Raw genomic sequence first — 17,237 nt, 5'->3', positions numbered from 1 at the left:
GCAGCAAACGTTCATCATTATAAAAGTGGTTGAAAACAGTAAATTTTTCATGTTTCTTTATTTGCTATAAAACAATATTACATCCTAACGAGATAGTTCTAGGCATGGGAAAACCGATTGCTTCTCCGGATTCTGGGTCCGAACCGGGCCATTTTGTGAACGTTTTTAAATTTTTGGCACTAGCGGAAAGTGTAAGCCCCTTTAAATGAATCCGAGACAATAGATTTTCAGGTAAGCTATAAGCTAAACTGATGTCCTGTATTCTAATAAAATCCCGGTTGAAATAGAAGCTCGACTGAAGCGGGTTGTTATAGCCAAGTGATGGTGCTGTATTTGATTTGTTCTCCGCTGTCCACCAACCATTATCAAACTGATTTAATTGCCGTGCAGGGTAATTTCCACCGAAGTTGGAATTGGGATCCGCTTTCCTGAATTCGCCGACCCACTCCAGCATGGAATTGAGAAAAATAGAAAATGTAAAGTTCTTATAGCTGATGTTGTTGCCCAATCCTAGTCGATATTTTGGCTGACCGACTCCGACAACCATGCGATCGTTGCTGGCATCCAATTTGTTATCATCGTTTAAATCCTGGAATCGCCTATCACCAGGTTTATAGTTGGCGGGAATATTATCATCGGTTTGGTAGATTCCGTCGGATACGAAATCATAAAATACATCAATCGGGTGGCCGATGAACCATCTGTTTCCTAGGTCGTCGTCCTCTTTACCATCGTTATCGGTATCTGAACCATATAAGCTGATGATCTTGTTGGAATTTTTTGAGAATGTGATGTTTGTCGACCACGAAAATGCGTCCGTACGAATGTTTTCAGTGTTCAATGACAATTCCACGCCTTGGTTCTGTATTTCTCCAAGGTTTGTCCATATTGAATTGAAACCGCTCATTGTTGGAAGGCTTCGCTGAACTAATAGATCATGGGTGTTCATTTTGTACCATTCAATGGTCCCGGAAAGTCGCTGGCTGAACAATTCAAAATCTAATGCCGCATTCAACGTATAAGTAGTTTCCCATTTGAGCTCGGAATTGCCCATCGAGGACGGAAAAATTCCAACAAAACTCGGACTTGCGTCTCCAAATACGTATCGTGACGTTGAGGTGAGACTGAGTGATTGATAGCGACTGATTGCCTGATTGCCTACCGATCCGTATGACATTCGGTATTTAATGAAATCAACAAAATCGTGGTCGGCGAGGAAATTTTCATCGGATACAACCCATGCTGCTGAGAAAGAAGGAAAGATGGCGTACTTATGGCTTTCTGAAAAGACCGAACTTCCATCGCGGCGCATCGTGAATGTAGCGAAGTAACGATCCTTAAATCCATAATTGAGGCGGAACATGGATGACACACCATCTTCCTGGGACGCACTGGAAGTGTTTGTCAACAGTGACCCGAGTTCAAGACTGTTCCAGCCCAGTGCATCCATAGACAGTTGGTTTGCGTTCGCTCTCGTGTCTTCCACACCCCGATGGTTCCTTCCATACATGAGTGTGGCGTCAAGGCTATGGCGCTCGCCTATTTTACGGGTATACGTCAGGATATTCTCGTACACCCAATCAAAGTCTTGACGAAAAAATTTATTGGCCGTCGTAGTGTTTTGTGAAATGTGTTTATCCTGGCGAAAGAAGTTATAGTTGTGGTCCCATCTGTAATTAGGCGAATAGTTCAACCGGTATTCGAGGCCTTTGATAAAAGGAACAGCTATTCGAAAGTAAAAATTAGAAAATAAATTGTTATAAATTTCTTCATTACGGGTCAGCAACGCGGACCGCATCGGGTTACCGGAATTACTTTCTCCTTCAACAGTATTTAAAGTGGGTTCGCCGTCTTCATAATAATAAGTACCATAAGGACTTGCCACCGCTGCTTGACCTATGGAAGCATTAACTCCTGAAAGATCCCGCCTTAGGTAGCTAGCGTTGATACCGGTCTGCAACCATTTCGTTAGCTGTGTCTCTATGTTGACTCGAACAGAATGTCGTTTGTGAAAATCGCCATAGATGAGTCCATGATCGTCTGCAATGGACGCCGAGGTGTAATAGTTACTATTGGATGTTCTTCCTGATATACTGACATCGTAATTGGCGAGCTTACCTTGTTGGGATATCGCATCCCAGGGATCGGTTGTTTTTCCTGCATCATAATTTAGCTGCTCCGATGGCGCTAAATACTCGCGAATTTTGCTTGGATCCGCATCCAGGCCAAGAATTTTCCTCATTTGGAGTGTTTTTTCAAGATAACGCTCCGGACTGAGTAGGCGTACTCGTTTGGACCATTCTGACAGACCGTAGTTTGCATTCAGGGTGATTGAGGGCTTGTCTGAGGTGCCTTTTTTCGTAGTGACCAGGATTACCCCATTAGCCGCGCGCGAACCGTAAATGGCAGCGGCACTCGCATCCTTTAAAATTTCCATCGATTGAATATCGCTGGGACTTAGGTAATTGATGCTGCCGTTAAACTGAATTCCGTCGACAATAATGAGCGGGTTATTACCTCCACTAAGCGACCGTTGCCCCCGAATCAAAATAGATCCCCCTTGCCCCGGTCTGCCATTGTCGATAAACTGGACTCCAGCTACACGGCCACGGAGTGCCTGTGACACATTGGTATTCGGCAGGTTTTCCGTTTGTTTCATATCGACCTTAGCGACCGCTCCGGTTACATTACGCCGGGTTTGTGTACCGTAGCCCACCACAACCACCTCATCCAGTGATGACGTGCTGGGCGTGAGGCTAACATCAACGGTGGTGCGGCCCGCAACGGGTACCGCTTGGGTTTCATAGCCGATGCTGTTGAAAACAAGGGTATCCTGAGGGTCGGCGATGATGGAGTAGGTGCCCGAAAAGCTGGTGGCAACCTGGCTACCGGCTACCTTTGCCGTTACCGAAACACCGGCCACCAGACCCTCCGGGCCGGTCACTGTGCCTGCGACCGTGCGGGATGGCTGTTGCGAGACAACAACCGAGGGAATGACGGTAGCCAAATAGAAGAACAATAGCTTTTTTTTCATAACTGTTAGTAATTGGTTATATACTTAAATTGCTTAACAATTGGTTAACACGGTTGCAAATATCTTCCGAAAGGGGCATACTCTTGTTCACCCGATTAGCAACTGTGTATACGGATTTATCATCTTGGTAGATGCCTTATGAAATGAATCTGTTAATTTTATATTATAATTTGTTGTAAAACAATGTGTTGTAGTTTTATAGGTTTAGGGGCTTAAAAACTTGGCGTTTGTATATGTATACACTTTTCCATATCATTGTGTCAATCCGATTTTTCATTAAGTTATGAAACCGCACTTTCACCTCGTACCGCGCAATGCGGAATTCCCTTACTTATGCAGGCAGCATACGCTACCGAATTTGGGTACGGTTTGGCATTATCATCCAGAGATTGAGCTGCATTATATCATCCGCGGTGAAGGGATGCGCTTTGTCGGCGACAACATTAGTAGCTTTGATGCAGGGGAGTTATTGCTGCTTGGGGAGAACTTGCCGCATATGTGGCGATGTAGCCCGAAGTATTTCTTGGGCAATCCGAATATCACCGCCGAGGCGATCGTGGTACAATTCCTTCCTGATTTTATGGGCAAGGATTTTATGATGAAACGGGAAGTGACGGCCGTTCACTCGTTGTTTGAGCGTGCGAAGCACGGGTATGTGGTTTATGGGGATACCAAGCAGAAGCTGGTAGCGCTGATGCAAAAGTCGGTATCGGCAGAAGGGTTAGATCGGTTGGTGTTGATCATGAACATGATACACATCCTGGCTAACAGTAGCGAATTGACCCAAATCGCAACGGGATGGACTACCCGCCACGTAAACCATGAGGAATCTGCGCGCATCAATGAGGTGTATCATTACATACTGGCGAGGTATCGGGAAGACATTTCACTTCAGGAAATCGCATCGGTCGCGCACCTGAGCGTGACTTCCTTCTGTCGGTATTTCAAGATGATGACCAAAAAGACCTTCAAGGACTTCCTGATCGAGGTGCGGATAAGCCACGCCAAACGGATGCTGATTGAAAGCCGGCAGCATACCACCGAAGCCATCTGTTTCGAATGTGGTTTCAGTAATCGTTCAAACTTTTTCCGCCATTTTAAGCGTTTTGTTGGGTGTACACCGGTAGCGTATAAACGGCGATACACGTTTAATGCTTAAAGCGCCTGTCGCTATCCTTAACGCATATCGTAACCCTTTTTTTGGCTTTCTTTCATCGTTCGGCCGTAATGCAAGACCTGCACATGCTGGATGCGGCGAATGGCTGGAAATAGGCGGGTCGTTGTAGTTTGCAGGCACGGCCTCGGGGAAATATTTGATTTTTACAGCACAATGTCTTATCATTGGGCGTTTTAATCCAATCGCGCATATGTCAGTTGAAGAAGAAGGAGATCATAATAACAATTCGAAATACCACGTTCCGAATTTGGAACGTGCCCTCTATATGATCGAGCTGCTTTCCAGCTCGCCCGCCGGGATGGGAATCACGGAGATCAGCAACCAGCTCGGTATTTCGAAAAACAGCACCTTCCGCATCGCCATGACGCTTCTTCATTACGGGTATTTGACGAGGGATGAAAACTCAAAGGCTTTTAATCTTTCCGGCAAACTCCTGTCCGTGGGCTACGCGGCGGTAACCGAGCAAAACCTACTGGAGAAATCGTTGGATGTATTGCGCGACCTGCGGAATACGACAAAGGAAACCGTGCTGATCGGGATTATTTTGGCGGACGAAGGGGTGGTGCTGGAGCAGGTGCCCGGTCTGCACTCCTTTAAATTCTGGATCGACGTGGGTACCCGGTTTCCACTCCATACCGCGGTTCCCAGCAAGGCGATTTTAGCGTTCCTGCCGGAAAAAGTACAACAGCCGATCTGTTCGCGTATCGAATTCAAAAAATATACAAACAAAACCATCACCAAGCTGGACGTTTTCTTGGATGAATTAAAAAGGGTAAAGGAAACGGGGTACGCCATCGATGGTGGCGAAGAGGTGGAAGGGATGCACTGTATCGGAGCGCCGATTTTTAACGGCAATTCATACCCCGTCGCTGCAATCTGGATTACTGGCCCATCGGACCGCCTTCCGGTTACACAATTCGAACATGTGGGGAAAGTAGTCAAAGAACAGGCGCTACGCATCTCCCAACGGTTGGGGTACTTCGCTAAATAACAGTTACTTCACTATTCGTTTCTAAATAAGATTTTTCGCTGGCAGCACACAAACGTGCTTCCCCGGCGACTGCTTTTTTTAAATTTTTTTGTTTGATATATAAAATTAGTTTCTACATTTGAAACCATAAGCTAAATTATAAACGAAATTATGGGACAAAAGAAATTCATGAAGGCCATGCTGATGATGGTGATGCTGCCTTTGGCGGTATGCTTTAGTCAAGTGTGCCATGCTGTCGAAAGGATGCAGCAAACGGTACAAGGTACCGTACGTGATGCACAGACTTCCGGCACGCTCGCGGGTGTGAGCGTCAATGTCAAAGGAACAGGCCAATCGGTAACAACCGATGCGGGCGGTAAGTTTAGCATAACGGTTCCAGACCAGGCTGCGGTGCTCATATTTACCAACGTAGGGTACATCAGCCAGGAGGTTGCAGCGGAGGGCGGAAGGCTTGACATATCGCTCGTTCCGTCAGAAACGGAATTGGACGAGGTAGTTGTGGTGGGCTACGGCACCCAACGAAAAGCCGACCTTACCGGGTCGGTATCGATTGTGGGCGCCAAAGAAATTACACAGCGGCCGGTCGATCGGGTAGAACAGGGGTTGCAGGGAAGGATACCGGGGGTACAGGTAACGTCAACCACGGGAGCGCCGGCCGGTGGCATGCGTATCCGAATCCGCGGGAGTAACTCCATTCAATATGGAAATAGCCCATTATATGTAATTGACGGTTTTCCGATGGGCGGATCGAGTGAATTCATGAACCCGAATGACGTCGAGTCCATCACCGTGCTTAAGGATGCCTCCGCAACGGCGATATATGGCGCGCGGGGTGCAAACGGGGTGGTATTGATCACGACTAAAAAAGGCATTCAGGGTACTACCCAAATTACCTACGATGCGTATTACGGCAGCCAAAGCGTAACGAAAAAGCTTGACTTGCTAAAGGCGAAGGACTATGCAACGTTGGCGCGGACGTTTTGGAGCAGGTTCCGGAACGGTAGTTTGGTCAGCCGGGCCTATTCGGAAGAAGAAATTGCGCAGATGGGCGATGGCACGGATTGGCAGGACGCGATTTTTCAAACCGCGCCGATGCACAGCCACAACTTAGCGGTACGGGGTGGAAATGAAAAAACGCGGTTTGCACTATCCGGAAATTACTTCGATCAGGATGGTATTGTCATTTTCTCCAAATTTCAAAAAGGGAATGTGGCCCTGAACTTAGATCATTCCATCTCGGAAAAGTTGAAGATTGGCGCAAATGTGTCCTTTGGGTATAACAAGGATCGCCCCATCCAGCACAGTACATCCGGTCATGGCAATTCTGGTGTGATCTATGCGGCGCTGCAGGCGGATCCGGTGCAGCCGGTGAAGTACGAAGACGGTACGTATAGCTCGCAAGACCGGTTGTGGACAACCCAAGGCATCTACGCCAATCCGGCCATCCAGAATCCGGTAGAAATGGCTGAAAAAGCGGAAGCGCTGAATACGCGGATGCGGTTGCTGGGCAATTTTTATGCGCAATATGAACTGGCCGAGGGGCTTGTTGCCAAAACGACGTTTGGCACCTACCTCACCAATGGGCGGAGCAGAAGCTACCTGCCGTCGTACTTTGTCAATTCACGGACTACCGGGGGCAGCGGCGGCGTTTCCTCTTCCGAACTGTTTAACTGGGTAAACGAGAATACGCTGACCTACAAAAAATCAATTGACGACCGGCATAACCTGGAGGTATTGGGTGGATTTACCATGCAACGTGAATCGGAGGAATCGCTCTCGGCTACTTCGTATGACTTTTTTACCGATGTGCTCGGTTTTTACAACCTGGGCCTCGGCGAGGATCCACAGTATCCGGCTACCGGATATTCCCGGTGGTCGATGGTTTCCTTTCTTGGCCGGGTGAATTATGATTTGGATAGCCGATACCTCCTCACGGTTTCGGCAAGGTACGATGGATCCAGCCGGTTCGGAAAGAATAACCGCTTCGGTTTCTTCCCTTCGGCGGCGGTTGCCTGGAATATCAAAAACGAGGAGTTTTTGGAATCCGTTGCCTGGCTTAGCGAGCTGAAATTACGTTCCAGCATCGGGGTAACCGGCAATCAGTCGATCCCGCTTTATCGCAACTTACAAACATACGGACTGGGGAGCCCGTATTCGTTCGGCGGTCAATTCGTCACATCCATTGTGCCGGAAGCGCTTGTGAACGAGGACATGAAATGGGAAAGTACCCGGCAGATTGACGTGGGGCTTGACATCGGGTTCTGGAATAACCGCCTGAGCTTGGTAGCCGACTATTACCACAAAAAGACAAGTGATCTGCTCTTTAGCGTAGAAATACCCCGGCAGGGTGGGTTTACGTCCATGTTGCAGAATATCGGCAGCGTGCAGAATAAAGGCATCGAGCTCGGTATAACGGGTGTGATCAGTGAGGGCGATTTCCGGTGGGATGCATCCGCTAACATTTCCTTCAACCGGAATAAAGTGTTGCAATTGGCCGATGCGGATCGCTTTTTCGGCTCTTCCATCAGCTCGTATATGATTCAGCGGAATGGCGGCGCGGGAACCGTTGTGATGGTGGATCAACCCATTGGTATGTTTTGGGGAAATATCTTTGACGGGCTCTGGCAAACCCAGGCTGAATTTGATGCGGGTCATATGGCTGGAAATGGCAATTCAGGCCCCGGATTCGAAAACTTTAGGGACATCGATGGAAATGGTAAGTTCGAAGAAGGGCTGGACGAAACCATTATCGGCAACCCGCATCCCGACTATGTATTTGGATTCAACACCAATTTGGCGTATAAAGGGTTTGATCTCAGTGTATTCCTCAACGGGGTACAGGGCAACGATGTGCTCAACCTCAACTTGATCGACCTGACCACCCAGGTGAATGGCATGAACGGATTGGCGATTTACAACGGAGCGTGGGATGGCCCGGGTACCAGCAACCGCATTGCAAAGATTGATCGCCCCGATGGACGGCAGGGCACGTTTCCGAACCGGGTAGGTACGAATTACCTGGAAGATGGATCGTTCGTGCGGTTAAGCAACGCGACCCTCGGGTATACCCTTCCGCTGGCGAATAGTAAGCTGCGTACGGCAAGGGTGTATGTTGCGGGCGAAAACCTCTATACCTGGACAAATTATACCGGGTATGATCCGGAAGTCAACTCGCTCGGCGACAACAATACGGTATTTGGGGTAGATATGAATGCATACCCGCGGGCGCGGATGTTCCGCGTGGGTATACAGGTTGGGTTTTAACTAATTTTAATCGATAAGCGCAATGAAAACTTCGATTTATAGCAGTTTGATCATCATGGGGCTGCTAACCATGGGATGTGAAAAGTTCCTGGATGAACAGCCTCGATCCGCCATTGGAAGCGATGGTTTTTTTCAAACACAGGCCGATGCCCTTGCGGGTGTGAATGCCGTTTATTCGGCATTGAGCGGCTATTATAATGGGAATGCATGGTATTTTGGCGACGTATCCACGGAAGTGGCCAACAGGGGAGAGCTGACAGGCGGCCTGGATGTAATGGACTATACGGCCGCCGATCCGGTATTCCGCGATTTCTGGACGATCATGTACCGCGGGATCAACTACGCGAACAACGTCGTTAAGTGGGTACCCACGATGGAGATTAATGAACAACTCCGCGATCGGTATGTAGGGGAAGCCAAGTTTCTGCGTGCATTGTTTTATTTCGAGCTCGCCCGCGGATTTGGTGACGTGCCGTTGATGACGGAGCCGACGGAAAACACCGCAAACAACGACATTCCACGTGCGGATTTGGCAGACGTCTATGCGTTGATCATCAGCGATCTACAGGCGGCAGCCGCTGCGTTGCCGCCATCTTACAGCGGTTCTGACGTGGGCCGTGCAACGAGCGGGGCGGCAAATGGCCTGTTGGCGAAGGTCTACCTTACTCAGGGCGATTGGCAGCGGGCCCGCGAAACGGCGAAAGCAATTATTGACGGTGAAACGTATGCTTTGTTTGCCAATTTTGCAGACGTATTTAAGCTGGCCAATGAAAACGGTAAGGAACACCTGTTTTCCGTGCAGTACACTTCTGGAAATTCACGGGGGGGTGGGAGTTCGCTGACGTCTTCGTTTGCGTCCCGCAACCCGAACATCTTGCTGAACGGTGCCATCGCAGGTACAGCCGTCGCCACCGAGCGGGCGTTCTATGATGCCGTGCCGGATCATTACCGGAAACGGATTTCCATGGTGGCTGAATTCCCAAGCGCATACTATCCGGAAATTACGGTTTCGGGTACTGCACAGGCCGGGCCTGTACCGATGAAGTATTGGGATCCCACCTTCGGCATTAACGTGGGCGGAGATGCCAATTGGATTGTCTTGAGGTATGCCGATGTGCTGTTGCTGTTTGCGGAGGCCGAAAACGAATTATCCGGCCCTACCGATGCGGCTTACGAGGCTATCAATGCCGTCCGTAAGCGCGCAAGGGATGAAAACGCGAATGGGATGGACGAAGCGGAGGAATTGGCAGAACTGCCCAATCTCGAAGGGCTATCAAAAGAAGATTTCCGGGCGGCGGTGTGGGCCGAGCGCCGGATGGAACTTTGTTTTGAAGGGCATCACCGGTGGGATTTGCTGCGTACCGGGCGCTTCGTGGATGTGATGAGGGAAAGTGGCCGGAACGCGGAGGCGAAACATGAATTATTCCCGATTCCGCTGTTGGAGCGGCAGGCCAATCCGGCGTTGACCCAAAACGATGATTATTAAACGGTAATCGATGATGGGATTGACAACAGGTCAAAAAACAATAGCGGTGGGTTGCGGCTGGTGGGGGTTTCGCGAACGTGCGTTTGTGACCCACCTGGATAGTTGCGCAGCCAATGGATTCCGTACGTTGGAGATCGGTATCGGCGATGAGTTTGCGGCAACCTTCCCCATGAACACCGATCAGCAACAGGCGGCCGAAGCCATAGCCGCGGCAACGGCGGCAGGCATCAAGCTTTCCTTTGCAACCGCCGAGAACGATTTTTCACTTGCCGACCCGCAGGCGCACCGGCGGATGGTGGCGCATGTGCTGGCCGTGATCGACATCGCCCGCCTGTTCGGCGTATCGCATCTCCGCCTGTTTGCCGGGTTTACACCGGCAAAGGAAGTGACTGCCCGGCTGTATGAACAGGTTGTCGATGCATTTAAGGTCGTGAATGAACGGTGCATGGAACAGGGGATTGCGATCAGTATCGAAACGCATGGAAAGATCACCTGGAAGGGCGGGGTGGCCCTCCATGAAAATACCGTCAGTACGGATCCGCATTACCTAGAGCGACTGGTGCGGGATCTTCCAGCTAATATCGGTTTTAACTACGATCCCGGAAACATAAAAGCTGTTTGGCCCGGAGAACCGGATTGCTGGGTGTCCATCATCAACGAGCGTATCAACTACTGCCACCTGAAAGACTGGGTAGCGTGCGACGGTGGATGGGTGGCCGGAGCGATAGGCGACGGCACGCTTGACTACGGCTCGCTGCTGCCCAAGATTGCATTTGACGGGATTTACCTGATCGAATACGAACCGCTTAGCGATCTGGAAGATGGGATCAGGCGGAGTTTGACGCATTTGGAACAACTTGGCTATCGAATTAAACTGAAATAATGCATCAAAATAGCGAACAGGTAAACCGCATTGCCTTGGTAACGGGTGCTTCGAAAGGGCTGGGCGCTGCCATTGCTGCACGACTGGCTGATACCGGGCTGGCGGTGGCGGTAAATTACCATCGCGACCGAAGTGGTGCCGAGGCCGTCGTTGAGCACATCATGGCGGCGGGAGGAAGGGCGGAGGCATTTCAGGCGGATGTGACCGATGCGTACGGGGTGAATGCATTAGTTGAGGCCGTCAGCCTGCGCATGGGTGCCCCAACGGTTTTGGTAAACAACGCGACCGGTCCGCAGCCGTTTATTCCAATCGAACGCCAGCAGTGGGACGATTACCAGGCCCAGCTTGATTTTTTCCTGAAGGCTCCGTTCCTGCTGCTGCAACGGGTGTTGCCGCAGATGAAAAGTGCGGGTTTTGGGCGGGTTATTAATATCGGAAGTGAGGTGGTGGAACTTGGAAACGCTGAATTCAGCCACTATGTGGCTGCGAAGGCGGCGATGTTGGGCGTCACCCGGTCTTGGGCGACTGAATTGGGGGTTCATGGGATTACCGTGAATCTGGTGGCCCCCGGCTGGATACCGGTGAAACGGCACGAAGGGACACCCCAATCGGAATTGGAGGCTTATTGTGCCGGTTTGCCACTGAACCGCATGGGTAAGCCGATTGAGGTAGGGGATGCCGTCGCATTTTTGGCGAGCGACCGCAGCGGATTTATTACCGGACAACGGATTGCGGTAAATGGGGGTAAGACACTCAGTTAGTGATTTTTTTAAACGATAATTACATATTAGATAACAATTAGAATGAGCGAACTAACGAATAAGGTAGCATTGGTTACAGGGGCATCCTCGGGATTTGGTGTAGGTATAGCAAAAGCGTTGGCTGCCAGTGGGTGTAGGGTGTGGATAACAGCCAGGAATATTCAAAAACTGGAAGAAACGGCGGCTGAAATCGGGGCCACTCCCTTGCAGGCGGATGCAACCAATCCGGCCGACTGGGATCGGGTGATCGATCACATCGTGGCGGATGCCGGACAGTTGGATATTTTGGTGAATAATGCCGGTGGTGCATTGAAAATAGCGCCGATTACCGAATTTAGCGATGAAGCAATGGCGGAGGTAATTAACGTAAACCTGATTTCGGCCATGATGGGTAGCAGACGTGCGGCTGCGGTGATGAAAGCGCAACAATCGGGTACCATCATTAACATATCTTCCATCTGCGCACAACAGGCGTGGACCGGCTGGGGGATCTATGCGGCGGCAAAGGCGGGGCTCGACCAGTTTACCCGCTCGTTATATGTGGAAATGCGACCTTTTAATGTGCGCGCCACCGCACTGATCCCCTCATGGGGTGCCACCGATTTCAATCGGAATGCGCAATTGGAACATCCCCTGCCGGAAGTTGCCGCACGGATGATCAGTCCGGAGCAAATCGGGAAGTTGGTGGTACAAATCTGTTCGCTGGATGCAAATTTGGTCGTTCCCGAACTCACGGTCTTACCGCTTATCCAACAAATTGAACCGTATTAAATAGGCATGATGAAGACATCTCAAAAGGAGCATCTTAACGTAGACCTGGTGATCATCGGCGCGGGAAGCGGCGGGGTTGCCGCGGCAATCGCTGCGGGCCGGTTGGGCATAACGGTGTTGTTGGTAGAGAAACAACACGGATTGGGTGGCAACGCTTCGCTGGGTGGCGTAAACGTGTGGGAAATGGGCGTTGGCGGTACGGGGATACCCTTTGAGATCTATAAGCGATTAAAAACAAAAGCGGATGGTGTGGGAATCTATCGATTCAATATCCATCGGAAATGGCAGCTGAAGCGGGGGGAGCAGCCGTTGCATCCGGGAGCGGAGCTGACCATAGACCCCAGCTTGCGGTACATAGACACCTTGCTTCGGCACGGCTCGGAAACGGGTATTGACAACGAGGCGTTTGTACGCGCAAACTGGCATGGCGTGCCGTTTGACCCCGATGCGTATCAGGAAGTATTGGGTGAGTTGCTGGCAGAACCGGGGTGCATATCGGTTAGGCTGGGTACCACGTTTAAGCGGGTCATCGATGATGGTAACGGTCGGCTGCGCGCGGTTGAGCTGGACGATGGAACGTTGGTTCACGCCCGATATTTTATCGATGCGACGGATAATGCATACCTCTGTGCAGCCGCGGGAGCGCAATTATGCGTGGGGCAGGAAAGCCGCGACGTGTATGGCGAACCGGATGCCCCGCTGCAGCCCACGCAGCGGTTAAACGGCGTGTCGCTGATCTACCGGATAGGGGACGCCGGAAACGGAGAGCTGCCGGTGTCGGCTGCTGAATTGGATGCGGTACCGGACCAATGTTGGTGGGCTGCTGATTTTCCGTTGGCCAGTATTGTGCAATACCCCAACGGTGACTTGAATGTGAATATGCTCCCCACGATGGAGGGCGTGGAATTTGCCGGTTTTGAACGTTACGAAACGGCGTATGCCGAATGCCGGAGGCGGGTGCTCGCGCACTTCCGTTACCTCACGGAAACCTATCCGCCATACCGGAACTCTGTAATTAAATGGATAGCCCCCCGGTTGGGCGTGCGTGAGGGGCGCCGCATCATCGCCACATACCAGCTTACCCAGCACGACCTGCTAAAGGGGCTTACCGGTCAGGACCACCCGGATAGCATAGCGATTGCCGATCATCCGATGGACACCCATGGCTCGACGACCGGGCGCGCGGGCTGTGTGGAGTTGGACCAACCGTATGGGGTTCCTTTCCGGTCACTGATTCCTAATGGCTTCCGGAACCTGTTGATTGCATCGCGGGCGGCGGGATTCAGCTCACTGGCGGCTTCGAGTTGCCGGCTTACCCGGACCATGATGCAACTGGGCCAGGCCGCCGGAACGGCTGCTGGGTTGGCGAGCGAGCAGGATAGCGATTTCTCCGAACTTGACCCGGCCAAACTGCGGGAGAGCCTGAAACAGCAGCATGTTCAGCTCACGTACCCGATGGATGACCACTTAAAAAATTACCTGACCCATGAATAACCTCGATATCACCATCGTTGTGTTTTACCTGGTCGCACTGCTGGCGGTAGGGCTCTACGTCAGTTTTACACACAAGCAGAAAAAGAGCAGCGACCTGTTTTTGGCGGGCAAGTCATTGACATGGAAAACCGTGGGGCTTTCCATCTTCGGTACCAACGTGAGTCCGCTTAACATCATCAGTACCTGTGGGCTGGCTTACACGTACGGAATGGTGGCCTGTAATTTCCAATGGTTGGCCTGGATTTACATCCTGTTGCTTAGCTTGGTGTTTTTGCCGTATTACTTACGGCACAACATTCAGACGATGCCGCAATTCATGCTGAGGCGGTATGATGAATCCTGCAGGAAAGCCCTCTCCTGGATCGTGTTCCTGCAGATTTCCATTGGAGCAGGGTCGGTCCTCTATGCCGGGTCCATGCTCGTCAGCCAACTGATTGGTTTTCCCATTTGGCAATGTGTAATACTGATGACGGCATTTGCGATGAGTTTTACCGTTACCGGTGGACTCAAAGCCGTGGCAATCACGGATTCGTTCCAATCGGTGGTCATGGTTTTCGTGTGTGTGTTCATTGGCTACGTTGCCCTGGCCGATGTATCGGACTGGAGTCTCTTCACCCAAAAACTGGATGCGGATTATTGGAAATTGCTGCGTCCATCGGACGACCCGAATTACCCGTGGCAAGCCATTGTTTTCGGTTACCCCATCATGTCCATTTGGTACTGGTGTGCCAATCAGAACATTGTACAGACCACACTGGGCAGCAAAAACCTCGAAGAGGGTAATAAGGGGATATTGTTCCTCGGCTATTTGAAATTACTGATTCCGGTGCTGTTTATTTTGCCGGGTATTCTGGCGAAAGTGCTGTTGCAGGATCTCGAAAACCCGGATGATGCCTTATTGCGCTTAATTTATCAATACCTGCCGCATGGCCTTGTGGGGCTGGCGATCGGGGTGTTGATTGCCGCGTTGGTTGGATCACTTACGGCCATGTATAATTCAGGGAGCACCATTTTCGCATTGGACATCTTGCCTAATTTCACCAGGTCCGATGCACCTCCTACACTGGCGCAGGGCCGCATGGTGATGGCTACACTGGCTGTGCTGGCCATGTTGATAGCCATCGGACTGGACCGGGTGGAAGGCTTTAACCTGTTTGAGAAGGTCAATGCCATATTCTCCTTTTTGTGCCCCTCGTTGGTGGCGGTATTTATCTGGGGCATCTTCTGGAAAAAGATTTCTTCAAAGGCGGCATTGTATACGCTCATTGCCGGGAATATTCCCTGCATCCTGATCAGCATCCTTTACTTGTCGCAATACCCAAGCCGGGAATTCTATCCGAATTTTTTCCTGATTTCCTTTTACCTGTTCGCCGCACTCAGTGTGTTGTTGATTGTGCTCTCCTACCGGTATCCCGATACGGACGGGAAGCCGCGGCCCATATTTGAAAAGACGCAATGGAGCGAAAATCCGTTTTCACGATCGCTGAAGTGGGGTTGGGGAATCTTAGCGGTGATCATGATCGCGCTGTATAGCTATTTTAACTAATTAAACCGATTGAGATGATGAATCAATTCAAGCAAATTTTGGTACACGCGCGCATCGCATTGCTGGCAGCGGGTGTGTTAATGAGTTACGCGGTAAAGGGCCAAACGGTGATCTGCGTTGCCCCGGAGGGGAGTGATGCAGCAGGTGGCTCTGCGCAACATCCCGTTGCAACGCTCGAAGCCGCCATCCGAGTTCTGGAGAAGCATCCGGTCGCAGATTCCGCCACCCTGCAACTGGCTGGCGGAACGTATCGGCTAACAGCACCGATCATGCTGGACGGCACATCGCCCATCGCAAAATGGAAGCACGTGGCACTCAAAGCAGCCTATGGGCAGCAAGTTATTATTTCCGGCAATCGGTTGATGGAAGGGAAGTGGCAGGCCGCGGGGGATAACCTCTGGAAATGCGCTGTGGAAGGTGTTTTCAATCAACTATTCGTAAATGGCAAACGGGCAACCCGATCGCGGTATCCCAATGCAGGTGAATGGTTGGAGCCGGATTCGATTAATTTCGGGAAGCATGAACTGTACTTCCAAGGCAAGCTACCCGCCGCCTTCGAAAAGATCAAAGGGGCTGAACTGCATGCCACAGGCATGTGGCATTGGAACCGCCAGTACATCGAACGTTTCGATGGTAAAAAACAACGCGTCGTGACGGTCACCTATCCCGGTACCGAAGCGAGCTACACCAAGATCGGTAAACGGGATCGTGTACATTTCGAAAATGCAATGGCGTTTTTAGATACCGAAGGCGAATGGTACCTGGACCGCGAAAGGCGGTTGCTGTATTATTTTTCCAAAGAAAAGCCGGACGATCAGGTCTTCGAATATCCAGCGTTAACCCAGCTGTTTCGCCTGTCGGGGTCGGCCAACCAGCGGATCAGTGATTTTTCAATCGACGGGATTACGTTTGAGGGCACCGAATGGGACATGACGGCCGTCGAACGGAAAGGATTGCAGGCTGGTTTCTGGGGTACAGGGCGGACGGATTCCGTGTATGCTCCCCCGGCTGCGCTTTCGCTGGCATGGGTTGCGAATAGCCGGATCACCGATTGCACCTTCCGCAACCTGGGTGAGGGCGCCATTTCGCTTGGCGACGGGTGTGCTTTTAATGCTATTGAGGATAATCGATTTGAAGACGTTGGCAGTAATGTGATCCAAATCGGATACCGCCGTGCATACCTGGGCAAGGGGCATCCGTTGCACCTGGACTTTGAAGATGCAGCCCTCGTATCGCACCACAACCTCATCCGGAACAATGTGCTGGATAATTTCGGTACGACGGATCGCGGGGCCGTCGGCATATGGATCGGTTATGCACACAATAATCGGATAGATCATAATCGGATTACCAATTTTCCCTATGCGGGAATCAACGTGGGATGGTATTGGGGAACGGATACCACATTGGTCGCGACCCATTGCCACCACAATACCATTGCTTGGAACGATATCTCCAAAGGGATGCGTTACCTCTCAGATGGTGCGGGGATTTATTTGGTAGGCAACCAGCCGGGTACCGTCATCCACGATAATTTTGTGCACCAGATCGGCGGTGGATTCACCATCACGTCAGGTATCTATGTGGATGAAGGCGGGGCGAATATGACCGTCACCGGCAACTATTTCGATGCCTTGGATAACCCGAACGAAGCCCACGCCATTAAACTGCATAAAAATGCCATCCCGACCATGACCATTTATAACAATGGCGGAGAATACCGGGTGCAGCCCATTCATACCAATCCGGCTTATAAATACGGTAAATATGCCGAGGTAAGGTTGGTGAGGCCGCCGTTCCCGCGGCTTTATGGCGTCCAGAAAAAATAGG

General features: G+C 50.9%; 11 protein-coding genes. 10 read left to right on the top strand and 1 reads right to left on the bottom strand.

Annotated elements, in window-relative coordinates:
* Positions 1 to 64 precede the first annotated feature (64 nt).
* A complete protein-coding gene (locus tag IEV98_RS12735; RefSeq protein ID WP_188506388.1) occupies positions 65 to 3,034 on the bottom strand; it encodes a SusC/RagA family TonB-linked outer membrane protein in 2,970 nt (989 codons plus the stop codon).
* Between the two features lie 283 nt (positions 3,035 to 3,317).
* On the opposite strand from IEV98_RS12735, the gene IEV98_RS12730 reads away from it, so the two are divergent.
* From IEV98_RS12730 to IEV98_RS12685, 10 genes are all read left to right on the top strand, one after another.
* Positions 3,318 to 4,193, top strand: a complete 876-nt coding sequence (locus IEV98_RS12730) for a helix-turn-helix domain-containing protein (protein ID WP_188506387.1) — start codon at positions 3,318 to 3,320, stop codon at positions 4,191 to 4,193.
* A gap of 208 nt (positions 4,194 to 4,401) precedes the next feature.
* Positions 4,402 to 5,202 (top strand): IclR family transcriptional regulator, encoded by an 801-nt coding sequence (locus IEV98_RS12725; RefSeq protein ID WP_188506386.1) that lies wholly within the window; start codon positions 4,402 to 4,404, stop codon positions 5,200 to 5,202.
* Between the two features lie 150 nt (positions 5,203 to 5,352).
* Positions 5,353 to 8,466, top strand: a complete 3,114-nt coding sequence (locus tag IEV98_RS12720; RefSeq protein ID WP_188506385.1) for a SusC/RagA family TonB-linked outer membrane protein — start codon at positions 5,353 to 5,355, stop codon at positions 8,464 to 8,466.
* A gap of 22 nt (positions 8,467 to 8,488) precedes the next feature.
* A complete protein-coding gene (locus IEV98_RS12715; RefSeq protein ID WP_188506384.1) occupies positions 8,489 to 9,952 on the top strand; it encodes a RagB/SusD family nutrient uptake outer membrane protein in 1,464 nt (487 codons plus the stop codon).
* Between the two features lie 10 nt (positions 9,953 to 9,962).
* A complete protein-coding gene (locus IEV98_RS12710) occupies positions 9,963 to 10,835 on the top strand; it encodes a sugar phosphate isomerase/epimerase family protein (protein ID WP_188506383.1) in 873 nt (290 codons plus the stop codon).
* The gene (locus IEV98_RS12705) at positions 10,835 to 11,596 is read left to right on the top strand and encodes an SDR family oxidoreductase (RefSeq protein ID WP_188506382.1); all 762 of its coding nucleotides are present in this window, start codon (positions 10,835 to 10,837) and stop codon (positions 11,594 to 11,596) included. Before IEV98_RS12710 ends, IEV98_RS12705 begins: the two co-directional genes overlap by 1 nt.
* Before the next feature lie 42 nt (positions 11,597 to 11,638).
* Entirely contained in the window at positions 11,639 to 12,367 is a 729-nt protein-coding gene (locus tag IEV98_RS12700) for an SDR family oxidoreductase (RefSeq protein ID WP_188506381.1), read from the top strand.
* A gap of 6 nt (positions 12,368 to 12,373) precedes the next feature.
* Positions 12,374 to 13,861, top strand: a complete 1,488-nt coding sequence (locus IEV98_RS12695) for an FAD-dependent oxidoreductase (protein ID WP_188506380.1) — start codon at positions 12,374 to 12,376, stop codon at positions 13,859 to 13,861.
* Positions 13,854 to 15,407, top strand: a complete 1,554-nt coding sequence (locus tag IEV98_RS12690; RefSeq protein WP_188506379.1) for an SLC5 family protein — start codon at positions 13,854 to 13,856, stop codon at positions 15,405 to 15,407. Before IEV98_RS12695 ends, IEV98_RS12690 begins: the two co-directional genes overlap by 8 nt.
* Positions 15,408 to 15,421: 14 nt before the next feature.
* A complete protein-coding gene (locus IEV98_RS12685) occupies positions 15,422 to 17,236 on the top strand; it encodes a right-handed parallel beta-helix repeat-containing protein (protein ID WP_188506378.1) in 1,815 nt (604 codons plus the stop codon).
* Position 17,237 lies beyond the last annotated feature (1 nt).

It is taken from the genome of Parapedobacter pyrenivorans (assembly GCF_014636865.1).
In the GTDB taxonomy this organism is placed as follows: Bacteria; Bacteroidota; Bacteroidia; order Sphingobacteriales; family Sphingobacteriaceae; genus Parapedobacter; species Parapedobacter pyrenivorans.
The sequence above is the reverse complement of the archived record's forward strand: the minus strand, read 5'-3'. Positions and strand labels throughout refer to the sequence as shown.

Excerpts from the sequence above, each read along its gene's own strand:
- IEV98_RS12735 (WP_188506388.1), bottom strand. The coding sequence starts at position 3,034 with ATGAAAAAAAAGCTATTGTTCTTCTATTTGGCTACCGTCATTCCCTCG.
- IEV98_RS12730 (WP_188506387.1), top strand. The coding sequence starts at position 3,318 with ATGAAACCGCACTTTCACCTCGTACCGCGCAATGCGGAATTCCCTTAC.
- IEV98_RS12725 (WP_188506386.1), top strand. The coding sequence starts at position 4,402 with ATGTCAGTTGAAGAAGAAGGAGATCATAATAACAATTCGAAATACCAC.
- IEV98_RS12720 (WP_188506385.1), top strand. The coding sequence starts at position 5,353 with ATGGGACAAAAGAAATTCATGAAGGCCATGCTGATGATGGTGATGCTG.
- IEV98_RS12715 (WP_188506384.1), top strand. The coding sequence starts at position 8,489 with ATGAAAACTTCGATTTATAGCAGTTTGATCATCATGGGGCTGCTAACC.
- IEV98_RS12710 (WP_188506383.1), top strand. The coding sequence starts at position 9,963 with ATGATGGGATTGACAACAGGTCAAAAAACAATAGCGGTGGGTTGCGGC.
- IEV98_RS12705 (WP_188506382.1), top strand. The coding sequence starts at position 10,835 with ATGCATCAAAATAGCGAACAGGTAAACCGCATTGCCTTGGTAACGGGT.
- IEV98_RS12700 (WP_188506381.1), top strand. The coding sequence starts at position 11,639 with ATGAGCGAACTAACGAATAAGGTAGCATTGGTTACAGGGGCATCCTCG.
- IEV98_RS12695 (WP_188506380.1), top strand. The coding sequence starts at position 12,374 with ATGATGAAGACATCTCAAAAGGAGCATCTTAACGTAGACCTGGTGATC.
- IEV98_RS12690 (WP_188506379.1), top strand. The coding sequence starts at position 13,854 with ATGAATAACCTCGATATCACCATCGTTGTGTTTTACCTGGTCGCACTG.
- IEV98_RS12685 (WP_188506378.1), top strand. The coding sequence starts at position 15,422 with ATGATGAATCAATTCAAGCAAATTTTGGTACACGCGCGCATCGCATTG.